Origin of the sequence: cyanobacterium endosymbiont of Epithemia clementina EcSB (assembly GCF_029919255.1) — a bacterium.
Classification (GTDB): Bacteria; Cyanobacteriota; Cyanobacteriia; order Cyanobacteriales; family Microcystaceae; genus Rippkaea.
In genome coordinates this window covers 844605-871393 of record NZ_CP123991.1, presented here as the reverse complement: position 1 = coordinate 871393, position 26789 = coordinate 844605, and the positions used below count along the sequence as shown (strand labels likewise).

The window sequence follows — 26789 nt, the reverse complement described above, 5'->3', positions numbered from 1 at the left end:
ACTACTTATTATGTAATCATCTATTGATGCAATAAAAAAATTTCTTATAACTTTTAGCAACTGTAATATTAGATTTACAATCTACTGCATTTTTTTGAGCGATATCAAGAATATTTTTACTATGAAAGTCTTAATTGGGTGTCTAGATCGAAATACTACGTATAATTAGGTTATTAGTTTACAATATTATCTAACAGGCGATTATCACAAACAGCACTGACTACTCCAAAATCTTGTACATATTCTGTTTGATATTCTTAATTGTTACCTAATTTATTTGAAAATACAGCTTTATTTTAGACATATTTTTTACTTGTCATAACTACTTTTGTATCAAAAAAAACTATGATAAGGAAAGAATAATCTATATAAAAAATATTTATAAAACTTTATTTAGCTCTAAATCCTAGTTCATTTGAATAAGAAAGTCAAGATTTTATATAATTAAGAATATGACATTTACTTTAAAGAATTATCTCGGAGATGGACTACCAAAAATAATGCTTTGTAACAAAAAGAATTAGGTAACTTTTTAAAAATTTAGATATACTTCTCAGCATCCGATACTACAACATATAAAGAGATGGCTTTTTCAATAAGAAAAATTTATTAAAACTTACTTGAAAAAATTAACAATCTGGAAAAAAGATATTAATAAACTAATATGGATTTGTAATCGATTTTGTAGTTAAAATTTTTGTCTTGTCTGTCATTCTCATCCCAGTATTAGAAATATATAGTGCGACAACTAACTTTACGGTAGAGATTAATGAGGTGGTTGAGATTTAACAAAACATGGCTATCGACTCCTTTGACAGTGAATAGGGGAAAGACTCATCTTTAAAGTCAGAACTAGTGACATTCAAAGTTAGTTGAGGAAAACATGATTCCAAGTCGGCAGCCGCCATAAAATCGAGCTATAATCATCTCTATCTTCCAGTGAAAAATCATTAGAAGCTACAGAGCAAACAATAATACTTCCAATCAAGAATACAGCTGTCTTAGAAATAATATGAAGCCTAAAGGCTTAATCTCGCTGATAGTCACAGTAAATTGACTTCATTATTTCCTATAAATCCTGTTCTCACTATAATCTGAGAAAAAATAGTCAATCTAAATTCTTATCCTACAAAAAAAATTTCCTCACTTCTCACTTCTTAGAATATTGACCAAAGCGTATAACCCTAGTTTATAACTATGCACACCAAAACCACTAATTTGTCCGATAACAACAGCAGCAATATAAGAATGATGGCGAAAATCTTCCCGTTTATAAATATTACTCATGTGAACCTCAACAGTGGGGACTTTCACTGCAGATAAAGCATCCCTAATTGCAATGCTAGTGTGGGTGTAGGCTCCGGCATTAATGATGATCCCTTGGTATTTATCCGAAGCATCATGAATAGCATCCACCAAAACTCCTTCGTGGTTGGATTGCATACATTCCAGACTAAAGCCAAGACCGTCTGCCTCCTCTTTTAGAAGGCAGTTTATACTATCTAAAGTAACAGAGCCGTAAACAAGTGGTTCCCTTTTCCCTAACAGATTTAGGTTAGGACCGTGAAGAACCAGAATATTAAGTCGCCTAAAAGTTTCAGAACACACTTCAGACCAACTGTGCCTAGCGGCGGTGCTGTGGATCGTTGACAGGGACAGGGAGCAGCTCAGGTTCAGGCTCAGCGTGCGGACCGAGTAACGTCTCAATTAACTTTTGTGCCCATTCTTTGAGCTTTTCCAGAACTTTCTCCAAATAGTCCATTAGTACAGACAGCTCCTGATGAATATGTTTAAGCGGTTTTCTGTGAGGTTTGTCAAATAGGCAACAGAATCAATTCAAGACAGACTCACCTCAAGAACTGCGCGAGTTGTTCTAAGTACTTACAACAACAAACCAGTTTATAAACAAATTTTATAGGTGTGTCAATTTTAACACAAGGTTTTTGAGATGGACACTGCTTGTTGAAATATTGAAATGGTATTGGGGCAGAGGATCAATCACAAATTTGGGACAGATTACCCCTGACCCCTATCTACGGGTTTTGTCTCGTCAATTACCCCTTTAGCTTTTAACTGTCAACAGCTTGTTCTACTTCTTCTTGGACTCCAATGTCGGCATCTAGCTCTTTTGAAGCAGCTTTCTTGACTTTAATAGTTAAATAGCGAATTACTTCGTCACTTAAGCGCAGTGCTCGTTCTAAGGGAGCTACTTGAGTCCCTTCACCCTGGTAGTTCATTTGAACATAAATTCCGTCAAAGTACCGTTGAATTGGATAAGCTAGCCGCCGTTTACCCCAAATTTTAGTTTGAAGATCGATTACATTGTACTCTTTTAGAAAATCTTCATATTTACTCACTTCTTGCTGCACCTGTTCTTCTGATAAACTGGGGCGCAGAATGTATAACATTTCGTAACTTTCATTCATAACGGTAGTCTCCTTGTGGACAAATTGGCTCCTCTACAGCTTTAAGCTTGAGAAGCAAGGGAAGTCTTTTAAACAGATCCAGATGAGATCATACTACGATTAGAAAATTTAACGCTAGTATATCTGTTACCCTATCGACTTAAAATCTATTTAACTGACCGTATACTGCTATGGCGCAACGCTACGTTAGAGTCAAAACTGCTCAAGGAAAAATCTACTACGGCTCCCTTAACCCCAACCGCACGGTGACAGTGTTAAATGCTGCTCCCTGGCAAGGGGGACAACTGACTGACATTATTCTAGGAGCTGATAATTATCATTTGTTAGCCCCTTGTTTTCCTTCTAAAATCATAGCAGTGGGGAGGAATTACCGTGCCCATACTGCTGAACTTGGTAATATGGTTCCCCAAGAACCTTTATTATTTCTTAAGCCCCCTTCAACCCTAACTCCTGATAGTCAGCCGATCTACTATCCTCCTCAATCCCAACGGGTTGATTATGAGGGGGAATTAGCTCTAGTGATGGGCGAGATTACCAAAAATTGTTCACCTCAACAAGCTCGTACCAAAATCTGGGGATATACCATTGCCAATGATGTTACTGCTCGCGATCTACAAAGAAAAGATGATCAATGGACAAGGGCTAAAGGGTTTGATAGCTTCTGTCCTCTCGGTCCTTGGATTGTGCGAGAATTAAGTGCAGGAGCTAAAATACAGACTTTTGTCAATGATGAGCCTGAGCCTCGACAATCAGCGTTAATTCATGAGATGGTTTTTTCACCGCAAGCTGTAGTTTCTTATATCTCCCATATTATGACTTTAATGCCAGGAGACGTAGTTTTCACAGGAACACCAGAAGGGGTAGGTCCAGTTAAAGTAGGAGATAAGATTAGGGTTGAAATTGAAGGAATTGGTAGTTTGGAAAATCCTGTAATGCCTGCTTTTGTGCCTCAAACCTCTAGTAACGAACTTGAGAATATGCCGCCTCAGAAATCGTAGGAATTTCAGCGTAACGCCCCAAAACTGATTGAATCATTGAATAGTAGGAAGCTGCAATGGAACCTAGGAACACAACGTTATACAGAGTTTCTATGAGTAGGCTACTATTGCCCAAAGCAGGGACAAGAACCCATTGCATAACTAGTTGAATCAGCGATAGTAGAATTCCAATCAGAATAGTTTGCATAGTGTTGTAGCGGACAAAGTGGCTGATCCTATCATTACGAACTATTCCCAAAAAGAGGATCATAAAAACCAGAAAACTACCAAACATCCCAAACAATTGAACGGAAAATCTGTAAACAACTGCAATGGGAAACCCTGGTAGTAAAAAAAAGCTAAAAACAGGAAATTGGTTAACTAAAAAGGTACTAAAAAATATTGCATCGAAAATAGCGAAACAATAAACCAAAGTTCCAAAAATGCGATCTTTAATCTCTATAGACCCGCGCCAAGCCATAATACTTGTCTCCTATGAGTGATTGATTATGTCTACTCTTTAATTTAACAATATCTGCCATATTTTGTAACTTGACATTAGTTGTCAGCTGATGAGGCAATGACCATTAAATCCTACTTTGAATTATTGGTTAACTATTTACTGTTGTCTATTATCTAATAAGTCTTGTTATCTAAGTTGAGAGTTAAACCTAATTAAAACTTAACTTCTTTTATTTTTTAACACCTCTTGTAGATTTACTCAAATTCGTTTAAGATTATTTCAAAGGTATTTATCTATCAAAAGAATCTATCAAAAAATAGATTTTTTAAAATTTACCTTATTAATTTTTGGTATTAATTACTTGAATATATTGAGGTTATTCTTAGCTATTTTTAAAAAAATAGTTATCGTTATGTATAATTATTTTTATATATTATCTAATTCTGTCTATAACAAGGAATAACGTAAAGCTTAAGGCAGTAGTAAACATTTTATCAACACACTGGCTATTATTTATGATGATTAATATCATAATAAATAATAGTTATTAACAATAACATTTTTTTGTTTGTAAAGAAAGTAAATATTCTAAATTAGTGATGTGTAATATAATAATTTAATTAGGTGAGCTCATGGATAACTTATAAAAGTAAGAAGTTATCAGTGAATACAGTCATAAGTTTTTAAACGACATAAAAAACTTAGGTTCTATTTTAGCGACGTACATCAAACTGATAGAAATAATTACCCAGTATTTTTTGTATAAGTCAAAAAATACTGGGTTTAAAAATTTTTATTATTAGTAATTTGAAATTAAATTTTATATCACTAATAATAAGTTCTAGGCTAGAGGAGCATTTATTTCAGAATTTTGAACTATAAGTAACCAGTAAAAAAATAAGTTTTATATAAGTTTTTAAATTTTATTGACTAACCAGCTTCTGCTAAATAAATTTTGTTTAACTCTGTTTTTAAAATTGATTATTTTTCAGTCTATTATTGATCTGACTAATTGCTTTTACTGTACCCTACAGAGAATAAGACAAGATGTCTACAAATTTAAAATTAGTTTTCTCTCTAAGTTGTAATGACTCTTAATATATGGTTATTAGTTTTTAGTCCCCTTCTAGACTAGGGATGATAAATTGGCAGCTAGTAAAGTCCAAAATTATTATTTTTACTGTATTGTATAACTACAAAAACTTTATTTTCACAATTTTGAAGACCCTACAAAACAAGATTTTAGCTTTTGTTTATTAAAATTGTGTTATGGCTAGTCTAGACAAGCTTTTTTAGCTTAAACATTACAATTTAACAAATTTAAGAGGCGGTAGACGATATCATAATATAAATTATTAATTATTTTTTATTCTTTATTCTTAAAATAGATTTTGTCTACTATTAGAGTGGAGATATTCTATAGAATGAGTATCTATATTCATTTCTTTTAATTTAATTAAATTATCTTTATTTGTGTGATAGGCAAAAAAATCAATCCAATCTTATTTGGTAAAATAATACTAGTCTTCTACATTTAATTTAGCATTTGAAAGACTAACCATTAACAAAATGTTCTTCTAAATTAGAATTGCTAATATATAAAGATTTTTCTAGAGTAAATGTATTTTTTCTAAATCGCTTTCTTTGCAATTTCCTGGATGTAACCATAATTATAAATTAAGTAATGATTAAAAATTTTTAAAAACTATTCACTCATAAAAACCTAAAATCAACTTATAAAGTCAATCAAGATTAGCCAGTTTATAGTAGTTTGATTGTTCAACAATATCTAGAAATATTTATTAAAAATTTGGAGAACCTATATTATTAGTCTACTCAATATGAAAATAGAAGAGCTTTAACTTGACTAACTAACTCAATCTCTTCAAAAATTTAGCAATTTCACGATTTTTTCATGGTTATCGGTACATTAATTTGTTTTCGATTGCAGAAATTCATCAATCAAATAACCAATGGTAGTATAAATTTAACCACACCAAATCCGATAATTTTAGCTCATAATGTTGCCTGACTATGTCTTCCACAACAGTAGATATTCTAAGAAGAGCTCAGTTTTTTATGATTGCTTTTTATTGAGCTATTGAATTTAATCGCTATTAAACTCAATAGCTCAAAAGAAAATGAGAATTTAACCATCTTTTTAAAAACTGCTATTAGAAATAGTAAAAGATAAAATTCGTATAAAACAAGAATCTTTTGCTGATGAACTAGTGATGTTACTTATTTTTCAGTTTCAGCACGAAGAGTTCATAGTTTTTCTAATCTCTACCAATAAAAATATATTTATTAATAACTGATAATGAATTGATTGAAACATGTTTGAATTAAGTTCAATCCATATTTTCTGATACTAATACTGATATGATATGATCGTTATCAGAAGTAGTTCTCTGAATAAAATTATAAAAATGACAGAACCTAGAAACGTCCTGGGGACTAAATTGATCGCATGTTGCACTTCCCCAATGACGGGATATTATCGAGATGGCTATTGTCGTACAGGGGTCCAAGACTATGGGGTTCATGTCGTCTGTGCCCAAATGAGTTCGGCATTTCTTGGGTTCACTAAATCTCGGGGTAATGATCTTAGCACTCCTATTCCTCAGTACAATTTCCCTGGGTTAAAACCAGGTGATCGCTGGTGTTTATGTGCGTCACGCTGGCAAGAAGCCTTAGAAGTCGGAGTTGCTCCCCGAATTATCCTAGAAGCGACCCATGTTAGAGCATTAGAAATAATTTCTTTTAGAGACCTAAAACAATATGAGTTGAATTAATACTCCCCACGAATTATATTCGTGGAGTTCTTTTTTCAAAGACCTATTTTGCTATCATTTCGGCAAGTCATCAATAGCAGTAGACCGGTCTCTACAAACGTTCGTACTTGACGTTCGTACCTAAGAGTTAGTCCAATTCAGCCCATTGTACCCAAGGCTCTATTTAGAATATTCTTTGACTGTAAGCATTTAACTGTAAGTATTTATTTTAGATAAATTGAGTCTTTCTATCATTTAGTGCTGATTTTGTTGGCGTCAAAATAAACTAGTATGGATTTTGTAGAGCTGCAATAAATTGCCTGTTAAGCTTGTTACCATGGTTAAAAACTGAGGCTTGCACTCTCTACTTTTTGGTCCATGATGATGACAATAATTAAGTGATTTTTAACGAAAATGACCATTTCCAAAACCGAAGCAAAACAACTTCTAGAACGCCTAATTTTTGAGGATACTCATCCACAAGATTGGATCAACGATATTTGGGGGTTAAGTCCCATGCATGGGGATAGTTGCGCAAAATTATTGGAGGTTTTCTATGAGCTGATTGAACTTTGTCGGGAGGAACAATTGGAAAACCTACTCCAATCAATTTATCAAGAAAAACTTTGAAGTTTTGCCTCGAGGGATTTTAGATATTCTGTGTTAACACCAGATTCTCGTACCAGGGCAATTTTTCCAGTTCGTGCTATTTCTTTAAGCCCAAATTTATTTAACATTTGGATAATGGCCACTATTTTACCAGGGTCACCGACTACTTCTATGGTAACTGTCTCTTCAGAAATATCGACAATTCTAGCTCGAAACACCTGGGCTAGTTCAATCACTTCGGCACGATTAGCAGCTGATACATTAACTTTGACGAGTATAAGTTCCCGTTCTACACAGGGAGTCTGAGTAATATCATTAACTTTAAGAACGTTAATTAGCTTGTACAGTTGTTTAGTCAACTGCTCAATACTGTCATTATCTCCAGGGACAACCATAGTTATACGGGAGACTCCCACTGTCTCAGTAGGACCGACAGCTAAACTTTCAATATTAAAGCCACGACGGGCAAATAAGCCTGCAATTCGAGTCAAAACCCCGGCTTCGTCTTCAACTAAAACAGATAGGGTATGTTTCATGCTTAATTCATTACTAAATCTGCTAAAAAGTTCGGACTGACTAACCACTTTTATCAAGGTTGTATGCTACACCTTACTATGACATGATCAGTTTTTCCTTAGCCTATTATATTACCATAATCAAGGATATTCGTAATATATAAAATATTTTTCCTATTTTTATCTGAGAGTTTTATTGTTTTGTTAATAAATTCTCAAAAATCAAATAGTTAATCACAAAGATTAGTCACGAAAATTTATTGTGAAAAGAAAAAATCAAGATTTTTTTAAAAGGATGGAAACAAAATACTCGAACTTGATAATCAGAGCTTAAATAATTTTCAGAAATAAGCTGTTTTGCCTTTAAACTGAGTATAGTCTAAATCTATAGATAAAGGAGTATTAATAATGATGAATGCTGATACGACCACTCCTATTGGTTCTCCTAATAAACTTAGAGAATTAGTTCGTATCCAACTTCAACTTTTACTGGAGCAGAAAAACTATGAAGGGGTTAAAACTTTGCTTGTTCCTGTTCAACCTGTGGATATTGCTGAAGCAATTGAAGACTTGCCAAAAACCTTACAGATAATAGCTTTTCGTCTTCTGACAAAATCAGAAGCAATAGATGTTTATGAATATCTTGATCCGATAGTACAACAATCATTAATTAAAGAATTTCATGATCAAGAAGCCATCGCTATTGTTAATGATATGTCCCCGGATGATCGGGCTAAATTATTTGATGAATTACCCCCTAAATTAGTTCGAAGGTTAATTGCCCAAATTGCTCCAAAAGAACGAGAGGTCACTGCTCTTCTATTAGGCTACCAAAGCGACAATGCAGGGCGACTTATGACCCCTGAATATATTGCCCTTAAAGAACATTTAACTGCAACCAAAGCACAAGAAAAACTAAGAACATTAGCTCATAAATCAGAAGTTAATTATTATATTTATGTGACGGATATTAATAAACGTCTCATTGGTATTTTATCCCTTAAAGATTTAATTATTGCTGAACCGGATCAAACTTTGGGGGAAATTATGACACAGGATGTAATTTATACTTATACTAATACTGATCAAGAAGAAGTTGCTAGACTTATTCAACGTTATGATTTATTAGCTTTACCCATTGTGGATAAAGATGAAAATCTTTTAGGAGTTATTACTGTTGATGATGTTATTGATATAATTCAAGAAGAAGTTACAGAGGATTTTTATAAAATGGTAGCGGTAGAATCTCAAGGAGATAACTACTTCCAAGTCGGTCTGTTTGAAGTGGTAAAAAAAAGGATTCCTTGGCTGTTATTATTGTTAATAACCAACTCAGTAACAGTAATTATTCTGAGTCAGTATGAAGCGGTATTAGATGAAGCTGTTGCCCTAGCTTTTTTTACACCTTTACTAATTGGCGCAGGAGGAAATGTAGGAGCACAATCTTCGACTGTTGTTATTCGGGGATTGAGTACAGAAGCTTTAAGGGATAAAAAACCTGTTAGTGTTATTATTCGTGAATTAGTTAGTGGTGGATTATTGGGAATTATTTTAGGATCATTAGTTATTATTGGTATTTTCTTATTTTTGGGACATCAAGAAGTGGGCTTAACGGTAGGAATAAGTTTACTAGTAATTAGTATAATTGCGGCAACAACTGGGGCAGCATTTCCCTATATTTTTAAATCTTTTGGTTTAGATCCTGCCTTGATGTCTGCTCCTTTTATTACTACTATTGTTGATATTTTAGGAATTTTTATTTATATCAATTTGGCTCGACTGTTTTTGGGTATTTAAGCTTTTATCTCTGATAAACAGAATTAAATATTAATAATAAATCTATCAAATAGAGTTTTTAAATAATCAAAAAGTAATTTTAAATATATCTTTAAGATAAAGATATCGTCTGTCGTAAACTTGGATTGTTACTGAAACAAAAAAAACTATGAAGTTCACCATCTTTTTATTAAATTTCTACTAAACTTGTGATGTAGAATTAACTAGTGAAATGCTAAACAAATAAACTTTAAATGTAAAAAATAACAAGTTCTCTAAATAAGCTAAACTCAAAAAGAGTTTAGCTTATTTGTTTATGTAAAATAAATTTATTATTATTATTGAATAATAGTCTTTTTCTGTTTTACTAGTATTTAAAATTTATTTAGTGTCTCATTTAATGTCTCATTTAATAGTTTTTCTTTCTCGTCAAAAAAAATTACAGAAATTAGTTTTATTAATTTTACTAAAATAGAAGTCTTTCATGAATTTTATACTAGAACACACCATATTTTTAAAGACTTAGTTGTATGAGATACAAATTCTATAGGATAGCATTAAGTATATAAACGTAGTTTATATAAACGATCTTGGTAAATTATTAACTTTTAAGTTAACTTCAGTTAACATAAATAACAGTAAACGTGTTATTTGACTAGGGTAAAACTTAATTGATAAATGATTAAATTTTTTAAAAATATTGTTTATTAACTATTAAGAATATTTTTCTAAAAAAACTTGAATTTATTACTTTTAATCAAGATAAAATGAACAAAAAGTTAAGAAGACTGACGAATAAAATTGTATTTTATTCATCAGTCTTCTGTTATCAAAACAGTTAACGGCTAACTTGAAAATATCTCTTAGATTTAATGTTAAAGATGTTTAAATATTTTAACTATTTTGTTAGCCTTTTTACTCGACTGATAGCTTATACGCATTTGCCTGAACAACCTTCTCTCGATTTAGGTTTCAAAACTAAATAGTCCTTGCGCCCTGTTGTTAGACAACAACAGGGCGCAAGGACTATTGACGATTACTATTTTACGACCTCGTCGTATTTTGACTTATATACAGTATGTTCCCTGATGATCAGATTCAATTATTTGATAAATTATCCTCTAGACTTGTGTGGCAATTTATTAGACAATTAATTCCTGATAAATTTAAAGTCTAAAGTTACCTCATTGTTACTCAGTTGTCTTAAGCATTACGGCAGGGCCCCTTATGATTTACAAGTATACCCAACGTACTTAGAAATTAACGGCAGAGGAAGTACAGGAGGAATATATCAATTAGTTAAAGTGTCTTAGGTCAGTTATTTTTTTGAGAAAACAGATAAATTATACCAAGTACTAAGAATTACATCCTTAAGATACTTGATCCTAGCTTATCCTGAGCAAACTTCACAATAAATTCTGAAAAAAGATATAGTTTATTCTTGTATCGACACCATTTAAGAAGAATTTGCTTGATTAATTTAACGTTATAACTTATCAGCTTTATCCATTGTAGATTAGGCAAAAAATTCCCAAGAAATAAATACTATTATCAATAGTATCTATTTATTAGAAGAAGTGAAATAAGATATATGTCAAATAGCAGCTGTAGAATTAAAAGATTATGATTACTTTGAAAATAATTTATGGGTAGCGGTTAAAAAGTGTACTTTTTGTCTATTAATTTCTTAGTCACAAATTTGTCTACTGTATTCAGGATAAGTCGCCATAAGGTTGGTTAAATTCTGTTGTAACTTTAGCATTTTCTACTCCATTATTGATTGATGCAGGGAGACATATTGAGACGTAATTTTCAACAGTTGTTATTGGGAGATTGAGTACCGATACATTGAACTATAGAAAACCTGATTTAGTGATCTAACGAATAATTTGATGACTGGAGGAATCTTAAATATTGTCTTAACTGAGATGACCATTAGTCTTCGTTTAACTATATTTAGTTTCCTGGCAGCAGCAACAAGGACAACGTTACCTTTTTTATTTATTTCTCTTATTTTTAGATACTGCTTTAACATTTTCATAACTTATAATAATAATTATGGATATTAATTAAATTAAAATCTATCTTAAAACTGCCAAATTCCTACTATAAAATTTAAGGTATTAATCAATTCTAGAAAATAACATTTCTGCCTCTACAACTACTTGTTTATCAACTACACCTTGCCCTTTCATTTTAGCAATGCGATTCCGTTTAAACGTTAACAATTCTACCGTCATAACTAACTGATCTCCTGGAACTACAGGAAGGCGAAAACGTACTTTATCAATTCCTGCAAAAGCAAAAAACTGGCCTTTCATCTCAGGAAGTAAAATTAAAATAACCCCTCCAACTTGAGCCATCGATTCGATAATTAATACCCCTGGCATAATGGGACGAGCAGGAATATGCCCCATAAAAAACTGCTCATTAATGGTCACATTTTTAATCCCGACAGCTTTTTTTTCAGGGACATAATCAATAATACGATCAACCAAGGCAAAAGGATAGCGATGGGGAAGTAATTCTTGGATTTCTTGAACGGTGAAAGTTGTTTTAATGGAAGAATTTTCCATTAATTCTTGTTTATCTTCACTTAACTCTTGAGAGGTATGAGTCGTATTAGTATTAGTTACAGTGGACATAGAAATTCGTTATGGTGATCGGTTATTCAGAATAAAATTAGATCTTTCTTATTGTTTCATATTTTTAGCTCACATCTAAATTGGATTGTTAAATTAGTTTAAAATAACTATGACTGTAACAGTTAACCAAACACTTTGGTGAAAATGTCTGAGCAATTGGACAACTATTACTATAAGCGTACTCAGTGGTGTAAATTAAACTTTTTTGAGCCTCAAAAGTTCATTTGGTTTAATAACCCCTTTTTCCGTCAAAAAAGCATCAATTAAACTGGCTGGCATGATGTCAAAAGCTGGATTATAATAATCAACACCATTAGGACAAAGTTGAGTCTCTCCTACCTGGTAAATTTCAGATGGATGACGTTCTTCAATAGGAATTTGATCTCCGTTCTCTAAGTTAAAATCAATGGTAGATAAAGGGGCTGCAACGAAAAAAGGAACATTGTGCATTTTTGCTACAACTGCTAGGGAATATGTCCCAATTTTATTAGCAGTATCCCCATTAGCGGCAATTCTATCAGCCCCCACTACCACCGCATCAATTTTTTCAAGTTTCATACAGTGGGCGGCCATGTTGTCACTAATGACAGTAACTGGAATACCTTCTTGTACACATTCCCAGGCGGTTAATTTAGCTCCTTGAAGACGAGGCCGAGTTTCATCGGCATAGACCCTTTTTAATCTTCCTTTAGTCCAGGCCGAACGAATTACTCCTAAGGCTGTACCATACCCAGCCGTTGCCAATGCACCTGCATTACAATGGGTAAGGAGAGTTAATTGTTGAGGACTATTAGGCAACGCTTCTAAGCCATACTGACCAATTTTATGACAGGTTTGTAAATCTTCTGTTTGAATGGTTTGAGCTGTTTTCAACAGAATTTTTTTAATCTCTTCGACTGTTCCTACACTTTCATACGCTGTGCTCAGCATCCGGGAAATTGCCCAAAAAAGATTAACGGCTGTAGGGCGAGTCTCTCGTAGTTTTTGTGCTACAGATTCAAGATGTATTAAAAACTCATTCATTTTTTTCGTTTGAATCTCCCTGGCCCCTAAATACATGCCATAGGCTGCCGCAATTCCAATAGCTGGTGCACCCCTGACAATCATAGTTTTAATGGCTTTAGCCATGTGTTCATAACAGGTAATTTCTACCAAGGCATATTTATCAGGCAATATCGTTTGATCAATGAGCAACACCTTGCCATTATTCCAAAGTACGGGATAGATAGGGAGAATTGGTGATTTCATAAACAAGAACAATCAAGCAAAACTAATTTTAATAAGATCTTGATACAAGATACCCGATAAATATTATTTTTTACCATTACGATGGTCAGTAGATTTATAAAAATAAAGAAATTCTTGTTTTAAAATTTTTGACAAGGCACCTCTAGTGTTTAACGTAACTCAAGAATATTGAGCGATTTTGAGCTAACCAGAGAAACTTAAAAATAAAACAATCATTCAATCACTCCTATAAATAGGATCAACGGCGCTAGCAAAGAGTATCTAATGTTTTCTAAACTTATTAGACTAATGAATAACTAAACTAGCCCAACTAGGAACTAGAAGATTTGTACTATATTTGATAGTTTCCAATCACACCCAAACTATTATAATCACTGTCAAGTTCTTATCTGAAAATAAGATTCAAAAATAATAATTAAGCCAAAAGATAAAAACAGTAGTTATCAGAGAATTAACTAAGTAGGTTTCTTGAAGATATTTTATACTAAAATTTATCTCAAATTAAGAAAGCCCAGTCAGTAGAGAAACAAACACTTGTTCAATAATCAATGTGATAATTAACCTCCTGATTGATACTGATACTTAAGGTTTTCTATTTATATTAGAAAATAATCTAATATAAACAGAAAACTTCATTAAAGACATCAAATACTTAATGGTAGGTAGTCAACTCTGTTTTAAAAAATAAAAAGTAATATTAAGCTTTTGCAAAAAAATACAATCATATAATGTGATCTAATATTTAGTTGTATTTAAACTATTATTTTTTTTATGTTTTCAATTTATTAAGTTCTTATCTAACTAATTCAAATCATGACTGCTAACATTTCTATGTTTAGGGTAAAAATATTTACACTTTTCGAGGACTAAAACCTGATATTCTTCTCATTTAAAATAAAACTACTAAGATAATCTGCAGAAAACTATTGGATAATCTGTTTATTATTTTATCGAAAAAGAATTTTTTTAAAAAAAACTAAACAAACTCCTATTTGATAGTTGTATCTATAATCTTCTCGAAGATATAAGTCCAGTTAAATCGGGAAATAGTAGGATGTCTAAAATCCGCACATGGCAGTTATTCGAGATTTTTATTTTTCTTAAAATTTTAGTAGTACTGACAATATATTTACACTGAATTGAAATAATCGAATACTTGTCAATTTTATGACTCCTAATTAAGGAGTAGTTTGATGAGGTAGACAAGTATTCGATTATCTATGTTCTTTCAAGAAAATTATTTTAGTTTTCTAACCTAGAGTCTAAAAATAAATAAAGACCATTTTAATACATTGCCCAAAATCAGCTATCCTAACAGAGGAAAAATTTTAGTTAAGGGGTTGAGTCTTCGGTGTTAGATCTAAAACAGATTCGAGAAAATCCAGAATATATTCAAGAACGTCTTAATCGTCGCAGTACTTCCAGTGAATATGATTTAAGTTCTATTTTAGACCGTGATCGTGCTTCACGGGAATTAGAAGTCACTCGAACTCAATTACAGGCTCGTGGTAACGAAATTGGGAAACTGATTGGACAGAAAATTAAAAGTGGTAGTAACCCCAAAGGGGAAGAAATTAAAGTACTTAAAACTGAAGGAAATGACCTAAAAAAACAACTAAGCGCATTAGAACCCCGAGAAAAAAAATTAAAAGCTGAAATAGAAGCTTTATTACTTCAACTTCCTAACCTTCCGAGTGACTCAACTCCCCTAGGTAAAAATGAAACAGAAAATGTGGAAGTCCGTCGCTGGGGAGACGAATATTTACCGAAAATTGAAGTTATACCCCACTGGGAAGTAGCCGAAAGATTAGGGATTTTAGAAGTAGAAAGAGCGGTGAAAATAGCCCAAAGTCGCTTTATTGCCCTAATAGGAGCAGGAGCGGCTCTAGAACGTACTCTAATTAATTTTATGCTTGATCGCCAGGTGGAGGTTGGTTATCTTGAAGTGGTGCCCCCTGTCTTAGTCAATAGCACTTCTTTGGAAGGAACTGGACAATTACCCAAATTTGCAGAAGAAAGCTTCAAATGTAGCGAAGATGACCTCTGGTTAGCCCCCACAGCAGAAGTACCTTTAACTAACTTGTATCGAGAGGAAATATTGGAAGCGGAACAACTTCCCATTAAACATTGTGCCTATACCCCTTGTTTTCGACGGGAAGCAGGGAGTTATGGAAAAGATACCCGTGGACTAATTCGTCTTCATCAGTTTCATAAAGTGGAGTTGGTGAAGATTGTTCATCCTCAAACGTCCGAGGCGGAACACCAAAGCTTAGTGAACAACGCTGAAGCCATTTTAAAGGCGTTAAAATTGCCCTATCGAGTTTTGGAATTGTGTACGGGTGATTTAGGGTTTGGGGCGAATAAATGTTACGATTTGGAGGTTTGGTTGCCATCATCAGGAACCTATCGAGAGATTTCAAGTTGTTCTAATTGTGGAGATTTTCAGGGAAGACGGGCTAATATTCGCTTTAGAGAAAAAGGCAAAAAAGGCACTCAATACGTCCATACTTTAAATGGTTCAGGGTTGGCAATTGGTCGCACTATGGCTGCTATTTTAGAGAATTATCAAAATCCTGATGGAACTGTTAAAATTCCTGATGTTTTACAAAAATATTTAAAACGAGATATCCTATAACTTTATAGGGTAGATATAAAATTTTGTTTTTTCTTGATGATTTTTAGATCCTATTGTGCTCTTGCCAACTCTACCAAGTTACAGACTGAAGCACAGTTGAAATTAAACAGCCTAGGTTACTAGATATCCATATTCTAGTTTAGTCATACGACCAGCTAGATCTAGCATACGATTATCGTGAGTAACAATTAAAATAATACAGTCCTATTCTTAAGCTAATTTTCACATTAAACTAACTATATTTATAGCCAGATTGACTTTCAAATTAAATAGTAAATTTATCGACCAAAACTATTTTTAGCATCACTGACTAAAGTAGGTGTGAAAGTCAATAAACATAATAAATTGTTTTGCTTGGAAGATGTTACCAATGTTACGATTAATTTTAACTAGTACCTGTTTAGATTTACTACTAATTTATATCCTCAAACGTTTTAACTACCTGTTTATGGTGATTACAATCCTATCATCAGGGTTGATAAAGTTGTTTTTTATAAACTCTGAATTACAAGTAATAATTACAGCTTATCCTCCTTTTGAAATTCAATCTCTATTAAATAGAATACGTTTGTAAAAATTTTAATTACTAAATACAATCAATATTTATAATAATGCTGATATATTTTTTTTTATAATTATTTTTTTAAAAAAAAGGCATCTGCTGTATTGACTAGTTTATAACCTTTAACCAGTTGATATAGCAGGAATATAACATATCAATTGCTATAAATATTATAATTTATAATCCAATTACTTTAGCTGGATTTTGTTCAAGTAATTTTGATTTATCAAAATTCAGGATAAATATAACATAACTTAAAAGAATTGCCTTTTGAGAAACTTTTATTAATAAGTAAAACTATGTATATTTTATGATTTTTAATGTTGTATGTTCTGCTAAATAATGGAACATATCTGTATACAAAAGTCAGCAAACAATAAGCGTATCTATTGCAAGTTTTATTATCTTTTCCAGAGAAAAAACTGATTGTAGTCATTTTAACTTAACTAAAAGTGTGTGTAAAAATACATATTTACTTTTAGTATTTTTTTAAAAAAAGATAAATTACTAAAATAACTTAGATGTTTTAAATATAAACATGGGGGTTTGACTTTAAAAAATAAATATGAATTTACTCCCTTTTCCACTTTAGCAAAAGCTGTTATTAATTAATATAAATTAATAACTGAGGTTTCATTTATACCGAATATATTTTATATATACAATGTTTTTAAAGCTTTATTTGAGTGAGTAAGAACTTCTATTCTTAATAATTTCTATTAATTAAATAATTCAACAAAAAGACAAGATTATAAAGAAAAGAAATTATCAAATAAAAAAGCATCCCACAGTTTAATAATCGAAATATTTTCCCTAGTTCCAGGTTAATTATATTTTGATCAAAATTTAACCCAGCTATCAAAATTAATATTTTTTAAATAAAAAGATAAGTGATATATTCGACATTATTAAAATCTTATTTTTTATAAAGTTACCAAAGTCTACCTTAAAGGAACTTAACGAATTTAGTTAAAGTCTCTAGTTGTCCAATTATCAAGACATCAGTTAAATATTTATAAAAGTAATTTTTACAGTTTTAATTAATATTTTTTATATAAAATTGACGATAAACTTCACTTAAGTTGATTTATAAATTTGCTGACTCAATTTAGTATTAAAGACAATTTTAAATTTAATTACTCTGACGTCTATATCAGCCGCAAGCTCAGTTTTTTATAAATATTTATGATTAATCTGTAAGCGAATTTTTTGTACCGTTTCTTGAAGTTCTCCAGGAACGGTGTTGTTCTCACTTTTCATTTTATCTGGTTTATTAATCTTGACCTGATGAATATCACCTTCATACACTTTAGCAATTATCACTAATTTTATTAGTCTATCCTAATTTCACATTTTCATTAGTATCATTAACATTTTTTCCTAGATAAGGATGAATTTTTAGAACTTTACTATCCTTAAGATGTTTAATATCCTCTAAGTCTAAATTAACTTGAGCTTCTTTTAGTTAAGCTACGGCTTTACTGACTTCTATTTGGACTTTTTAGACATCAACAACACGAACTTTAGCAACACGATTTAAGGTGGCTTTTGTCTATTTTATCGCTCGAGTTAAACCATTATTTTTTTAGTCAATGGGGCTTTTTTTCTTGGATTTGTTCGGTAACTATATTAATAGTTTTGTTTGGTTTTTCTTGAATTTTTCTTTAGATCTCTCTAACTTTATCTAAAGATAACTGACGCTTATCTAACTCCAAGTCAAAAACCACCCCATTGATAGCTGAGATTTCACAGCTTCCTCCTATCTTACATATTTTTATTCAGCTTCTAAGCGTTTAATAACGATGGTTTATTGCTGTTTTTCCCCAATCAATTTCCTTTTGAGACGTGCAAAAGTAGTCTGAATTAGTGGACATTTCCCGACTGATCTAGCTTCTAAGCATTCAATAGCAGCTTTTGGCACTTAAATTTTTTTAATTTTCCATCTATTTTGATAATGGCTAAATTTACTTGGGCTAGACCCACCGCTTGCTAGTCCACTTCGATCTTCCTACTGACTATATCTGAGACGGCACAACTGTTGAGAGACAACTGATTCTAATGACTGGGTTTGACTTGATTTAAGGGGTTAAATTTTGTGTGGTCCCCACGGCTCTGAATACCAGTACACTCGAGGTAATCACCCATCGCTTTCCTGAAAATAGAAAAATGAGGGTTTTTGACTCAAAATAGTTTACTATAATCTTGGTACGGAGTAGTTCATTGAAAACAAAGGTCACAATTTAAGACTACAGTTACTCTTTGATTCGAAGTTTAAAATAAAGAACCCAGAATAGTAAAACTGGACTGTTGTAGCACCTGACTATATACTCGTTCTAAGTGGATGATGTTATCACTGAGATTATATTTTTCTAAAACTCGTTGTCGTGCTTTTTGTCCTAAAAGTTGAGTTATATCGGGGTGATCTTGAAATAAAGGGAGCAAAGTTTTTAATTGAGTGGTCACACCCTGTGTATTAAGCACAATTCCCGCTCCGTCAGCCAAGACTTCCCCATCGGCTCCCGCATCCGTCGCTACACAAGCTAACCCACAGGACATGGCTTCAAGAAGGGACAGAGACAACCCTTCCACTAACGAGGGAAGGATAAACACATCAGCTCCCCGTAGGATGTCGATGCGTTGTTGTTCATCAGCTACAAACCCCAACCAATGGATACCACATTCAGTTCCGTAGAACGGCTCTAACGAGGCTTTTAGAGGACCATCTCCCACTATGAGCAGTTTGCTCTTCGATCCCATTTTAGTATGTTTCCAAGCCTTGAGCAAAGCTTCGACATTTTTTTCGGTAGCGATGCGTCCTACATAAACGAAAAGACGTTTAGCAAAAAACTTAGGTTTAAGATGAGAAACACCAGGAGAATACTTGTCTGTATGTACTCCATTAGGAATTACCTCTAATTTTTCAGTAGGAACTCCTAGTTTAATTAGCAAATCTCGTTGTAACTGAGAAAAAACGATTACTTTATCATAGTGAGCTAAAAATGGTGCATAAAATTGATAAGTCAAAAATTGAGTACTTGATTTAAGATTACGAAGTTTACTATCAAAGGCAGGATGGAAGGTTGCTATCAGAGGCAAATTGAGAGCTTGACAAATTTCAGGAAGTCGAAAATCTAAAGGGGAAAGGGTTAGAGAAGCATGAACCAAATCAGGTTTTATATCTTCCAAAGACTGCATCAAAATTCTGTTTGATCTTGGTGTTGGAATCGTATAAATCTGGGATTTATATAGAAAGGGAAGAAAAACTTCTGGACAATCAGGCCAATTAGACGAACGGACCTCTTCTTGAGCAAAATGAAGAAAACTAACGTTATATCCTCGATCTAGAAGTGCATTAGTCACTTCCCGACCATAGGTAACATTTCCGCAGAAAGGGGATTTTTTCCCTAGCCAAGCAATATGCATTCAGATAAAGAGATTGAATTAAGTTAAATAGATTAAATATACCGTAAATTAACATTTAATTACATCAGTGTGCAGAGGAAAAACCAATCCCAAACCTAGACATTTGAGAATTGATCCCTAGAAAAAAATTGATGAGGTTGATTACTCAGCCTAATTCTTTTACTGGGAATATAAATCCTTTTCCTGTCCCAGAGCAAAACGTAGGGAATGTTTAAAACTTTTATTAGACTGACTCATAAATAATATTATGGCGATGCTGGCTAAACTACCAGATAAAGCAAACATGAAACGATAACTTATCATTTGTCCCAAAATTCCTAAAATTGGACCAGCTATGGCTAGTCCCAAGTCAAATCCTCCCATACATACCGAATAAACTCGACCCCGTTCAGAAGGAGAAGATCGATCAGAAATAAGTGAAATCATCATTGGAATTAGCATTCCCCCCCCCATTCCTTCAAAAATAGCTCCTAGGAGTAAGTCCCTGGCACTGTGAGCTTGGGTTAATAAACCCATAGAAATAACGTAACAGACAAGACTAACAGTAATAAATAGTCCTCTACCATAGCGATCAGACGCTTGTCCTGAAACAAGCCGCATAATGAAACTCGCAATAGCAACGGTAGTGTAAAACAAGCCTGCACTTAATCCCAAGGCAGTTTCCCGTAAAAATAGCGGTAAAAATGCCAATAACGTCCCAAATACTAATCCAATTAATAATAGAATAAGAGCTGGAACCAAAATCGAGGGACTACTTAACAATTGCTTAAAATTTCGAGGAGGTACATAAGATATCGTTGAGTCTACGTTTATGTCACAATGACGGGGTTTCTCCCGAATCTGAGAAACGAGTAGATAACCCCAAAACCCGATGCCAGCAGTTGTTAAAAAGAACGATTGATATCCCTGAGATTCCTTTAAAAAAGTCCCCATAGCTGGGCCAATTGCCATACCAATTGGAGCTCCCAAATTCATATAACCTATGAGTTGTCCTCGCTGTTTAATAGGAGATAAATCTATTACTAACGTACTATAACCGGTGGTAAAAGCTGCTAAACTAACGCCGTGAAAGGTGCGAATAGCCATCAATGGCCAAACAGACTCAACTAAAAGATAGCCGATAGGAGCAAGTGTGGCGACTAACATACCAATGCGAACTACTGATTTACGACTATATCCATCAGCTAAGTATCCTAACCCAGTGCGAGAACCAATTAACCCAATAGCAAAACTTCCCATGACTAACCCAATTTGAGTAGTTGTCCCGCCAATATCTTCAATATAAATAGGTAGGGTAGGAAGAAGACTGGTTAAACTCGTCCAAAACAGTAGATTAGTACTAAATAACAGTGAAAAGTTACGTCGTTTATCTTGGTCAAGAGATCTAAAGGTATTGAGAATAGTCACGGATTAAAGTGGACAGGTAAGGGGGTTCTTTTAGTCATTTTTAACACATAATCATCAAAATGACCCTAAAAGTTACCATGAGTTAAAGTTTCATCTTTGTCTTAGGAAGACCTAACAAAAACCTATAGCTAACAAATCTCTTGAAAACGATAGTTACTCACGCCTGGAAGAATTCCAAGCACAAGGCCAGCGATAGGGATGTATCTAGAGAGTTCCCTAAATTTCCCTGTATTTAAAAAAAAGTACCAGTACCATAATTTTAGTTGTCAATTGCTCGGAATACTCTAAGCACCGGATAGATTCTCAGGTTGAGATGAGTCGATAATCAAAATTTGTTTCCTTTGATAAATATCCTGATTTTGAGCAGAAAGGCTCAGAGATTTCCAGGGTAAACTTTTGATCGAAGGATAACCTAGATCAATGACTTCTACCCAAAAGTTCCATCAACCTGAGGTGATCTCACCTGTTGAGCGTTAATCATTGCCTTTAGTTAGGATAAGCCATTTGTGAGGAGACATTTAAACTGATAGTGGTTTTTATTTAGAAACATTAGAGTGAAGAAACAAAAAAATATAACTATACTTTATATTTACTACTAAAAAAATTATAGAAACTAACAATAATACGAATTAATCAACTCAACTAGTAGTAGATTCTTTTTAAATTATTTATGGTTTTTTGGATATTGGTATTATTAAATCAATAAAAAGTATAAAAACATTTCCTTATGGACAAGAAACTCCTCCTTTAATCCAGGCATAGAAACTCGATATCATAGAACAATTAAAGAACAAGATAACGATATGTCTCTACAAGAATCTAGTACTCACTTTACACAGAGAAACAGATGTTGAAGTTGATATTTTAATCATGCTTAATCTAGTTTAAAAATAACTTTATTTAAAAGATAAGCCTACAATTATTTATATAAATAAATTTAAAGCTTTGAGAAGAAAATAGTAATAAGATACTTTGAAAACTTCAATTTTCATATCTAGTTTCATTGACAAAATTTGGGTTAGTCTAGCTATGACTAGTCACCATGTCATAGCAACTAAAGGGAAACGGACTCAGGAAAAATATTACGTTAATTGAAGCGTTTTTTACCTCGAATTTTGGCTTATTTTACTTGTGAAGAATGGATAAATAAAGAAGTGTTTCTTTCCGATGCAATAAAAGTTACAATACCATAACTGTCGCTAAAAGCTCGTGTAATAATGGATAATTTTATGGAATCTATTGAAACAATAATAGTACTTTATACTCCTATTTTTCTGATCTAAATTTAACCATATTTAAAATTAATCTTTAAAAGTTAAATAATTTTTGTAAAATTAACGGAAGTAAAATACATGAAATTCAATCAAACTATCGATTAAGTAATCTATTTAGTAATAAATAAAAATAATTGGTTGACAAGATACTGTTATTTTGAGCTATAAAATTTTTAATTCTATAGCTCAAAATAATCTAAAATCAAGAAGATAATATTTACTATTAAAAATATCCTGAAAATAAATTATAAAAAAATATGCTCCCTGGAAAAAATTAACTAAAAATCTAAAAAAATATGACAAAATATATAGAGTAAAAAAACTAAAATATATCGAAAATAATTTGAAGTGAAGAGGGAAATAAGCACTTTTATCAACTGATAAATCACTTTAACAATTAAACTACTAATTATAATTAAAATTATACAATAGATGAATATAGACAGAATAAAAGAAAAATTTTTAAATAAAATAAAAAAATTTTTTAAAAAATATTGAAACTAAAAAAAGTTTTCTTAACACTAAAAATAGTTAAATGTTTTGATGAACCTAGAGTACGATTAAAATTAACTAGAATAAAAACTTCTAGTCTCATTTTTAAAAGACCAATTGCTATGGTAGGCTGGGAGTATATATAGTCATGTATCCATTGATTTATTAAATTACCAACTGGAAAAACCTTATGGAATAAAATTCTAAAAGTAAATACAAAATGGCTGAATTTAGTTGATTAACATTGATCTAAAAATATAGGAACGTATAAAAAAATCTTATTGTATATACGATAGTGGCGTATGACATCTAAAAAAAGATAATTTTTCTCCAGAAGTTACTAGAGAATATTTCTTGGCTTACTCTCTATAATTAGAGTCAAGAGAGAGATTATAGACGTTAGTAGATGATCAATAAGTTCATGGAGACTGTTAAACATTTAATTAAATCAAAAAATAACTTGTTACATTGGTAAAATATTCTGTGACTTTTTAGTATTAAACTGTAACTATACTTCGTATAAAGGTAAATATATTTTTCTTAAAATTAAGAACGATCAACAAATAAAAAAATATAAATAAAGTATATTAAAAGCTATTTCTTATGGCTCAAAAATGTAGTATGATCAAGTATATAAACAATATAAATGCATATTTCAACTAAAAAAAAGAACGGTTATTAATAGCGAACTTAAGCCTCTTAATAAAAGAGAGCTGATATATTTTAAAATTTTATCTGTTTTTGAATCTGAAGTTTTTTGATTCTTCATTTCACTAGTTAATTCTGCATCAGTCAATATGACTATCTATTTTTATCTGAATGTATTCAGACAAATTATTTTGTACTACATTCTTTTGTCATTTATTATAGAAATATGGAAATAAGTTGCGTGAATTAAATGTTTTTCATACTAAGTTAGCTTGAACTTTTGACCTTTTACTCTTGTCTTTTATTTCTTGCCTGTTTTTCCACCCGTCATCTTAGGTTCGGAAAACTACACTACCGAAGACTGACCCACTACCGTCACTATAGATATGGGTGACTGAACTTACTTAATATAATCCCTGAAATATTATATGGTTTTTATTCAAGTTCAGTATCAGTTCATTCTTATAATTATCTTGGAGTTGTACTTAATATGGGAAAAGTTGTTGGAATTGACTTAGGAACTACCAACTCGTGCGTGGCGGTTATGGAAGGAGGAAAACCTACTGTCATTGCCAATGCTGAAGGATTTCGTACCACCCCCTCAGTCGTAGCTTATGCTAAAAATGGTGATCGCTTAGTAGGACAAATTGCTAAGCGTCAAGCGGTGATGAACCCTGAAAATACATTTTATTCCGTTAAACGCTTCATCGGACGTAAACACAGCGAAGTCAACATTGAAACCACGGAAGTCTCCTATAAAGTTGACAAAGACAGCAATGGTAACGTTAAATTAGACTGTCCATCGCAAGGGAAACAATTTGCCCCTGAAGAAATTTCTGCCCAAGTTCTCCGTAAATTAGTGGACGATGCGAGTAAATATTTAGGAGAAACAGTTACAGAAGCAGTTATCACCGTTCCCGCATACTTCAACGACTCTCAGCGTCAAGCTACCAAAGACGCAGGGAAGATTGCTGGAATTGAAGTTAAACGTATTATTAACGAACCTACTGCAGCATCTTTGGCTTATGGGTTAGACAAAAAAAGTAACGAAACTATCTTAGTATTTGATTTAGGGGGAGGGACTTTTGACGTTTCCATCCTAGAAGTCGGGGATGGTGTTTTTGAAGTACTAGCCACCTCTGGAGATACTCATCTAGGAGGAGACGATTTCGACAAAAAAATTGTGGACTACTTAGCTGCAGAATTCAAGGCAAAAGAAGGGGTAGACTTAAGACAAGATAAGCAAGCTCTACAACGTCTGACAGAAGCCGCAGAGAAAGCAAAAATTGAACTATCTGGCGTTACCCAGTCCGAAATTAACCTTCCTTTTATCACAGCCACTCAAGAGGGACCCAAACACCTTGATACAACTTTAACACGAGCTAAATTTGAGGATCTCTGTTCTGATTTAATTGATCGTTGTGGGATTCCTGTGCAAAATTCTATGAAGGATGCCAAAGTCAACAATAGTGATATTGACGAAGTCGTCTTAGTGGGTGGTTCTACTCGCATTCCTGCCGTGCAAGAACTAGTTAAAAAAATTTTAGGAAAAGACCCCAACCAAGGAGTTAACCCAGATGAAGTAGTTGCTGTAGGTGCAGCAATTCAAGGAGGTGTCCTAGCCGGAGAAGTTAAAGATATCCTGCTCCTTGACGTAACACCTTTATCTCTTGGGGTAGAAACCCTTGGTGGTGTCATGACCAAAATTATTCCCCGTAATACTACTATCCCTACCAAAAAATCTGAGGTATTTTCTACCGCACAAGATGGACAAGCAAACGTGGAAATTAGCGTTCTTCAAGGAGAACGGGAAATGTCGCGGGATAACAAGAGTTTAGGAACTTTTCGTCTTGATGGTATTCCTCCTGCACCCCGTGGCATTCCTCAAATTGAAGTTACCTTTGATATTAATGCGGACGGTATTCTTAATGTAACCGCAAAAGATAAAGGAACAGGTAAAGAACAGTCTATTAGTATTACTGGTGCTTCTACCTTACCTGATGCAGAAGTTGATCGTATGGTACAAGAAGCTGAAGCAAATGCTGCAGCTGATAAGGAACGTCGAGAAAAAATTGACCGCAAAAATGAGGCTGACTCTTTGGTCTATCAAGCAGATAAGCAACTCAAAGAATTAGGAGATAAAATCCCTGCAGCTGATAAAACTAAGGCTGAAGGATTGATTAGTCAACTCAGAGAAGCTATCGACAAAGAAGATGAAGAAACCATCAAAACCGTCATGCCAGATTTACAGCAACTTCTCTATAGTATTGGTACTAGTGTTTATCAACAAGCTGGTGGACAAACTCCTTCTGAGGGCACAACACCTGGGGGTCAGACAGGTTCCAGTCAGGGTTATAGCGGTTCTTCTGAAGGTGGCGATGATGTGATTGATGCTGAATTTTCAGAAACTAAATAATTCATTTCTCACCTAGTTTCAGTTTTGGAAACTCCAACTTGTAAAAGGGAAGAGTTTCCAAGATTTATTAAAATGAAATATTATATCAGTAAGAAAAAAATAAGAAATAAAATATGAGCTTAACGAAATTTTAAAGAGAGACAAAGTTAGTAAAATTGATTAATAAAATTTAAATTCGTAAGCTTTCTTTTATTTAAAAAGTTAACACTTAACTTGAAATATTTCTCGGATTGAACGTTTGAAAAATCAAAGTGTTCAGATTTTTTTTGTTAATTATTTAATTTTACTTATTGCTTATTCCTATTTAATTTAAAAACCTTTTCTATGATTTAGGCTCAAAATATAAACTAGCCTCGTCCTCGCCTTCTGCTGTTCTTAAACAATCGTTATGGTCTTGATTATTGATAGTTACTATTTTGAATGTTTGTCAACCTAATCGGATTTTAACTCAAATATTGAAAATAACAACCGTGTTTTTAGATCTCGTGGAACTCATTTT

General features: G+C 32.7%; 15 protein-coding genes. 6 read left to right on the top strand and 9 right to left on the bottom strand.

Annotated elements, in window-relative coordinates; genetic code table 11:
• Positions 1–1143: 1143 nt before the first annotated feature.
• A complete protein-coding gene (gene aroQ, locus P3F56_RS02855; protein ID WP_281153299.1) occupies positions 1144–1608 on the bottom strand; it encodes a type II 3-dehydroquinate dehydratase in 465 nt (154 codons plus the stop codon).
• A gap of 461 nt (positions 1609–2069) precedes the next feature.
• On the bottom strand, positions 2070–2426 hold the full coding sequence (rpsF, locus tag P3F56_RS02850; protein WP_281153298.1) for a 30S ribosomal protein S6: 357 nt from the start codon (positions 2424–2426) through the stop codon (positions 2070–2072).
• Positions 2427–2596: 170 nt separating this feature from the next.
• Between rpsF and P3F56_RS02845 the strand changes: the two genes are divergently transcribed.
• A complete protein-coding gene (locus P3F56_RS02845; RefSeq protein ID WP_281153297.1) occupies positions 2597–3424 on the top strand; it encodes a fumarylacetoacetate hydrolase family protein in 828 nt (275 codons plus the stop codon).
• On the opposite strand, the gene P3F56_RS02840 is transcribed toward P3F56_RS02845, so the two are convergent.
• Positions 3384–3884 (bottom strand): Tic20 family protein, encoded by a 501-nt coding sequence (locus P3F56_RS02840; protein ID WP_281153296.1) that lies wholly within the window; start codon positions 3882–3884, stop codon positions 3384–3386. The two genes, P3F56_RS02845 and P3F56_RS02840, sit on opposite strands and share 41 nt — an antisense overlap.
• A 2411-nt stretch (positions 3885–6295) precedes the next feature.
• Between P3F56_RS02840 and P3F56_RS02835 the strand changes: the two genes are divergently transcribed.
• Together P3F56_RS02835 and P3F56_RS02830 are read left to right on the top strand one after the other, a co-directional pair.
• Positions 6296–6661 (top strand): DUF2237 family protein, encoded by a 366-nt coding sequence (locus tag P3F56_RS02835; protein WP_281153295.1) that lies wholly within the window; start codon positions 6296–6298, stop codon positions 6659–6661.
• Positions 6662–7054: 393 nt separating this feature from the next.
• Positions 7055–7270: a hypothetical protein gene (locus P3F56_RS02830; protein WP_281153294.1), complete on the top strand. Its 216-nt coding sequence runs from the start codon at positions 7055–7057 to the stop codon at positions 7268–7270.
• On the opposite strand, the gene ilvN is transcribed toward P3F56_RS02830, so the two are convergent.
• A complete protein-coding gene (gene ilvN / locus P3F56_RS02825; protein ID WP_281153293.1) occupies positions 7255–7785 on the bottom strand; it encodes an acetolactate synthase small subunit in 531 nt (176 codons plus the stop codon). The genes P3F56_RS02830 and ilvN overlap by 16 nt on opposite strands.
• Before the next feature lie 387 nt (positions 7786–8172).
• Here ilvN and mgtE point away from each other — a divergent pair, with 387 nt between their 5' ends.
• Positions 8173–9561, top strand: coding sequence for a magnesium transporter (gene mgtE, locus P3F56_RS02820; RefSeq protein WP_281153292.1), 1389 nt, complete (start codon positions 8173–8175; stop codon positions 9559–9561).
• Positions 9562–11663: 2102 nt separating this feature from the next.
• Here mgtE and fabZ read toward each other — a convergent pair.
• Both fabZ and mtnA read right to left on the bottom strand, forming a co-directional pair.
• The gene (gene fabZ, locus P3F56_RS02815; protein ID WP_281153689.1) at positions 11664–12116 is read right to left on the bottom strand and encodes a 3-hydroxyacyl-ACP dehydratase FabZ; all 453 of its coding nucleotides are present in this window, start codon (positions 12114–12116) and stop codon (positions 11664–11666) included.
• A gap of 264 nt (positions 12117–12380) precedes the next feature.
• On the bottom strand, positions 12381–13433 hold the full coding sequence (mtnA, locus tag P3F56_RS02810; protein ID WP_281153291.1) for an S-methyl-5-thioribose-1-phosphate isomerase: 1053 nt from the start codon (positions 13431–13433) through the stop codon (positions 12381–12383).
• Positions 13434–14784: 1351 nt separating this feature from the next.
• Here mtnA and serS point away from each other — a divergent pair.
• Positions 14785–16068, top strand: coding sequence for a serine--tRNA ligase (gene serS, locus P3F56_RS02805; RefSeq protein ID WP_281153290.1), 1284 nt, complete (start codon positions 14785–14787; stop codon positions 16066–16068).
• Between the two features lie 1735 nt (positions 16069–17803).
• Here serS and P3F56_RS02800 read toward each other — a convergent pair.
• The 3 genes from P3F56_RS02800 to P3F56_RS02790 form a co-directional block, all read right to left on the bottom strand.
• Entirely contained in the window at positions 17804–17953 is a 150-nt protein-coding gene (locus P3F56_RS02800) for a hypothetical protein (RefSeq protein ID WP_281153289.1), read from the bottom strand.
• Between the two features lie 948 nt (positions 17954–18901).
• Positions 18902–20053, bottom strand: coding sequence for a glycosyltransferase family 4 protein (locus P3F56_RS02795; RefSeq protein WP_281153288.1), 1152 nt, complete (start codon positions 20051–20053; stop codon positions 18902–18904).
• Between the two features lie 159 nt (positions 20054–20212).
• A complete protein-coding gene (locus P3F56_RS02790; RefSeq protein ID WP_281153287.1) occupies positions 20213–21460 on the bottom strand; it encodes an MFS transporter in 1248 nt (415 codons plus the stop codon).
• Positions 21461–24364: 2904 nt separating this feature from the next.
• On the opposite strand from P3F56_RS02790, the gene dnaK reads away from it, so the two are divergent.
• Positions 24365–26290, top strand: coding sequence for a molecular chaperone DnaK (gene dnaK / locus P3F56_RS02785; RefSeq protein ID WP_281153286.1), 1926 nt, complete (start codon positions 24365–24367; stop codon positions 26288–26290).
• Positions 26291–26789: the final 499 nt, after the last annotated feature.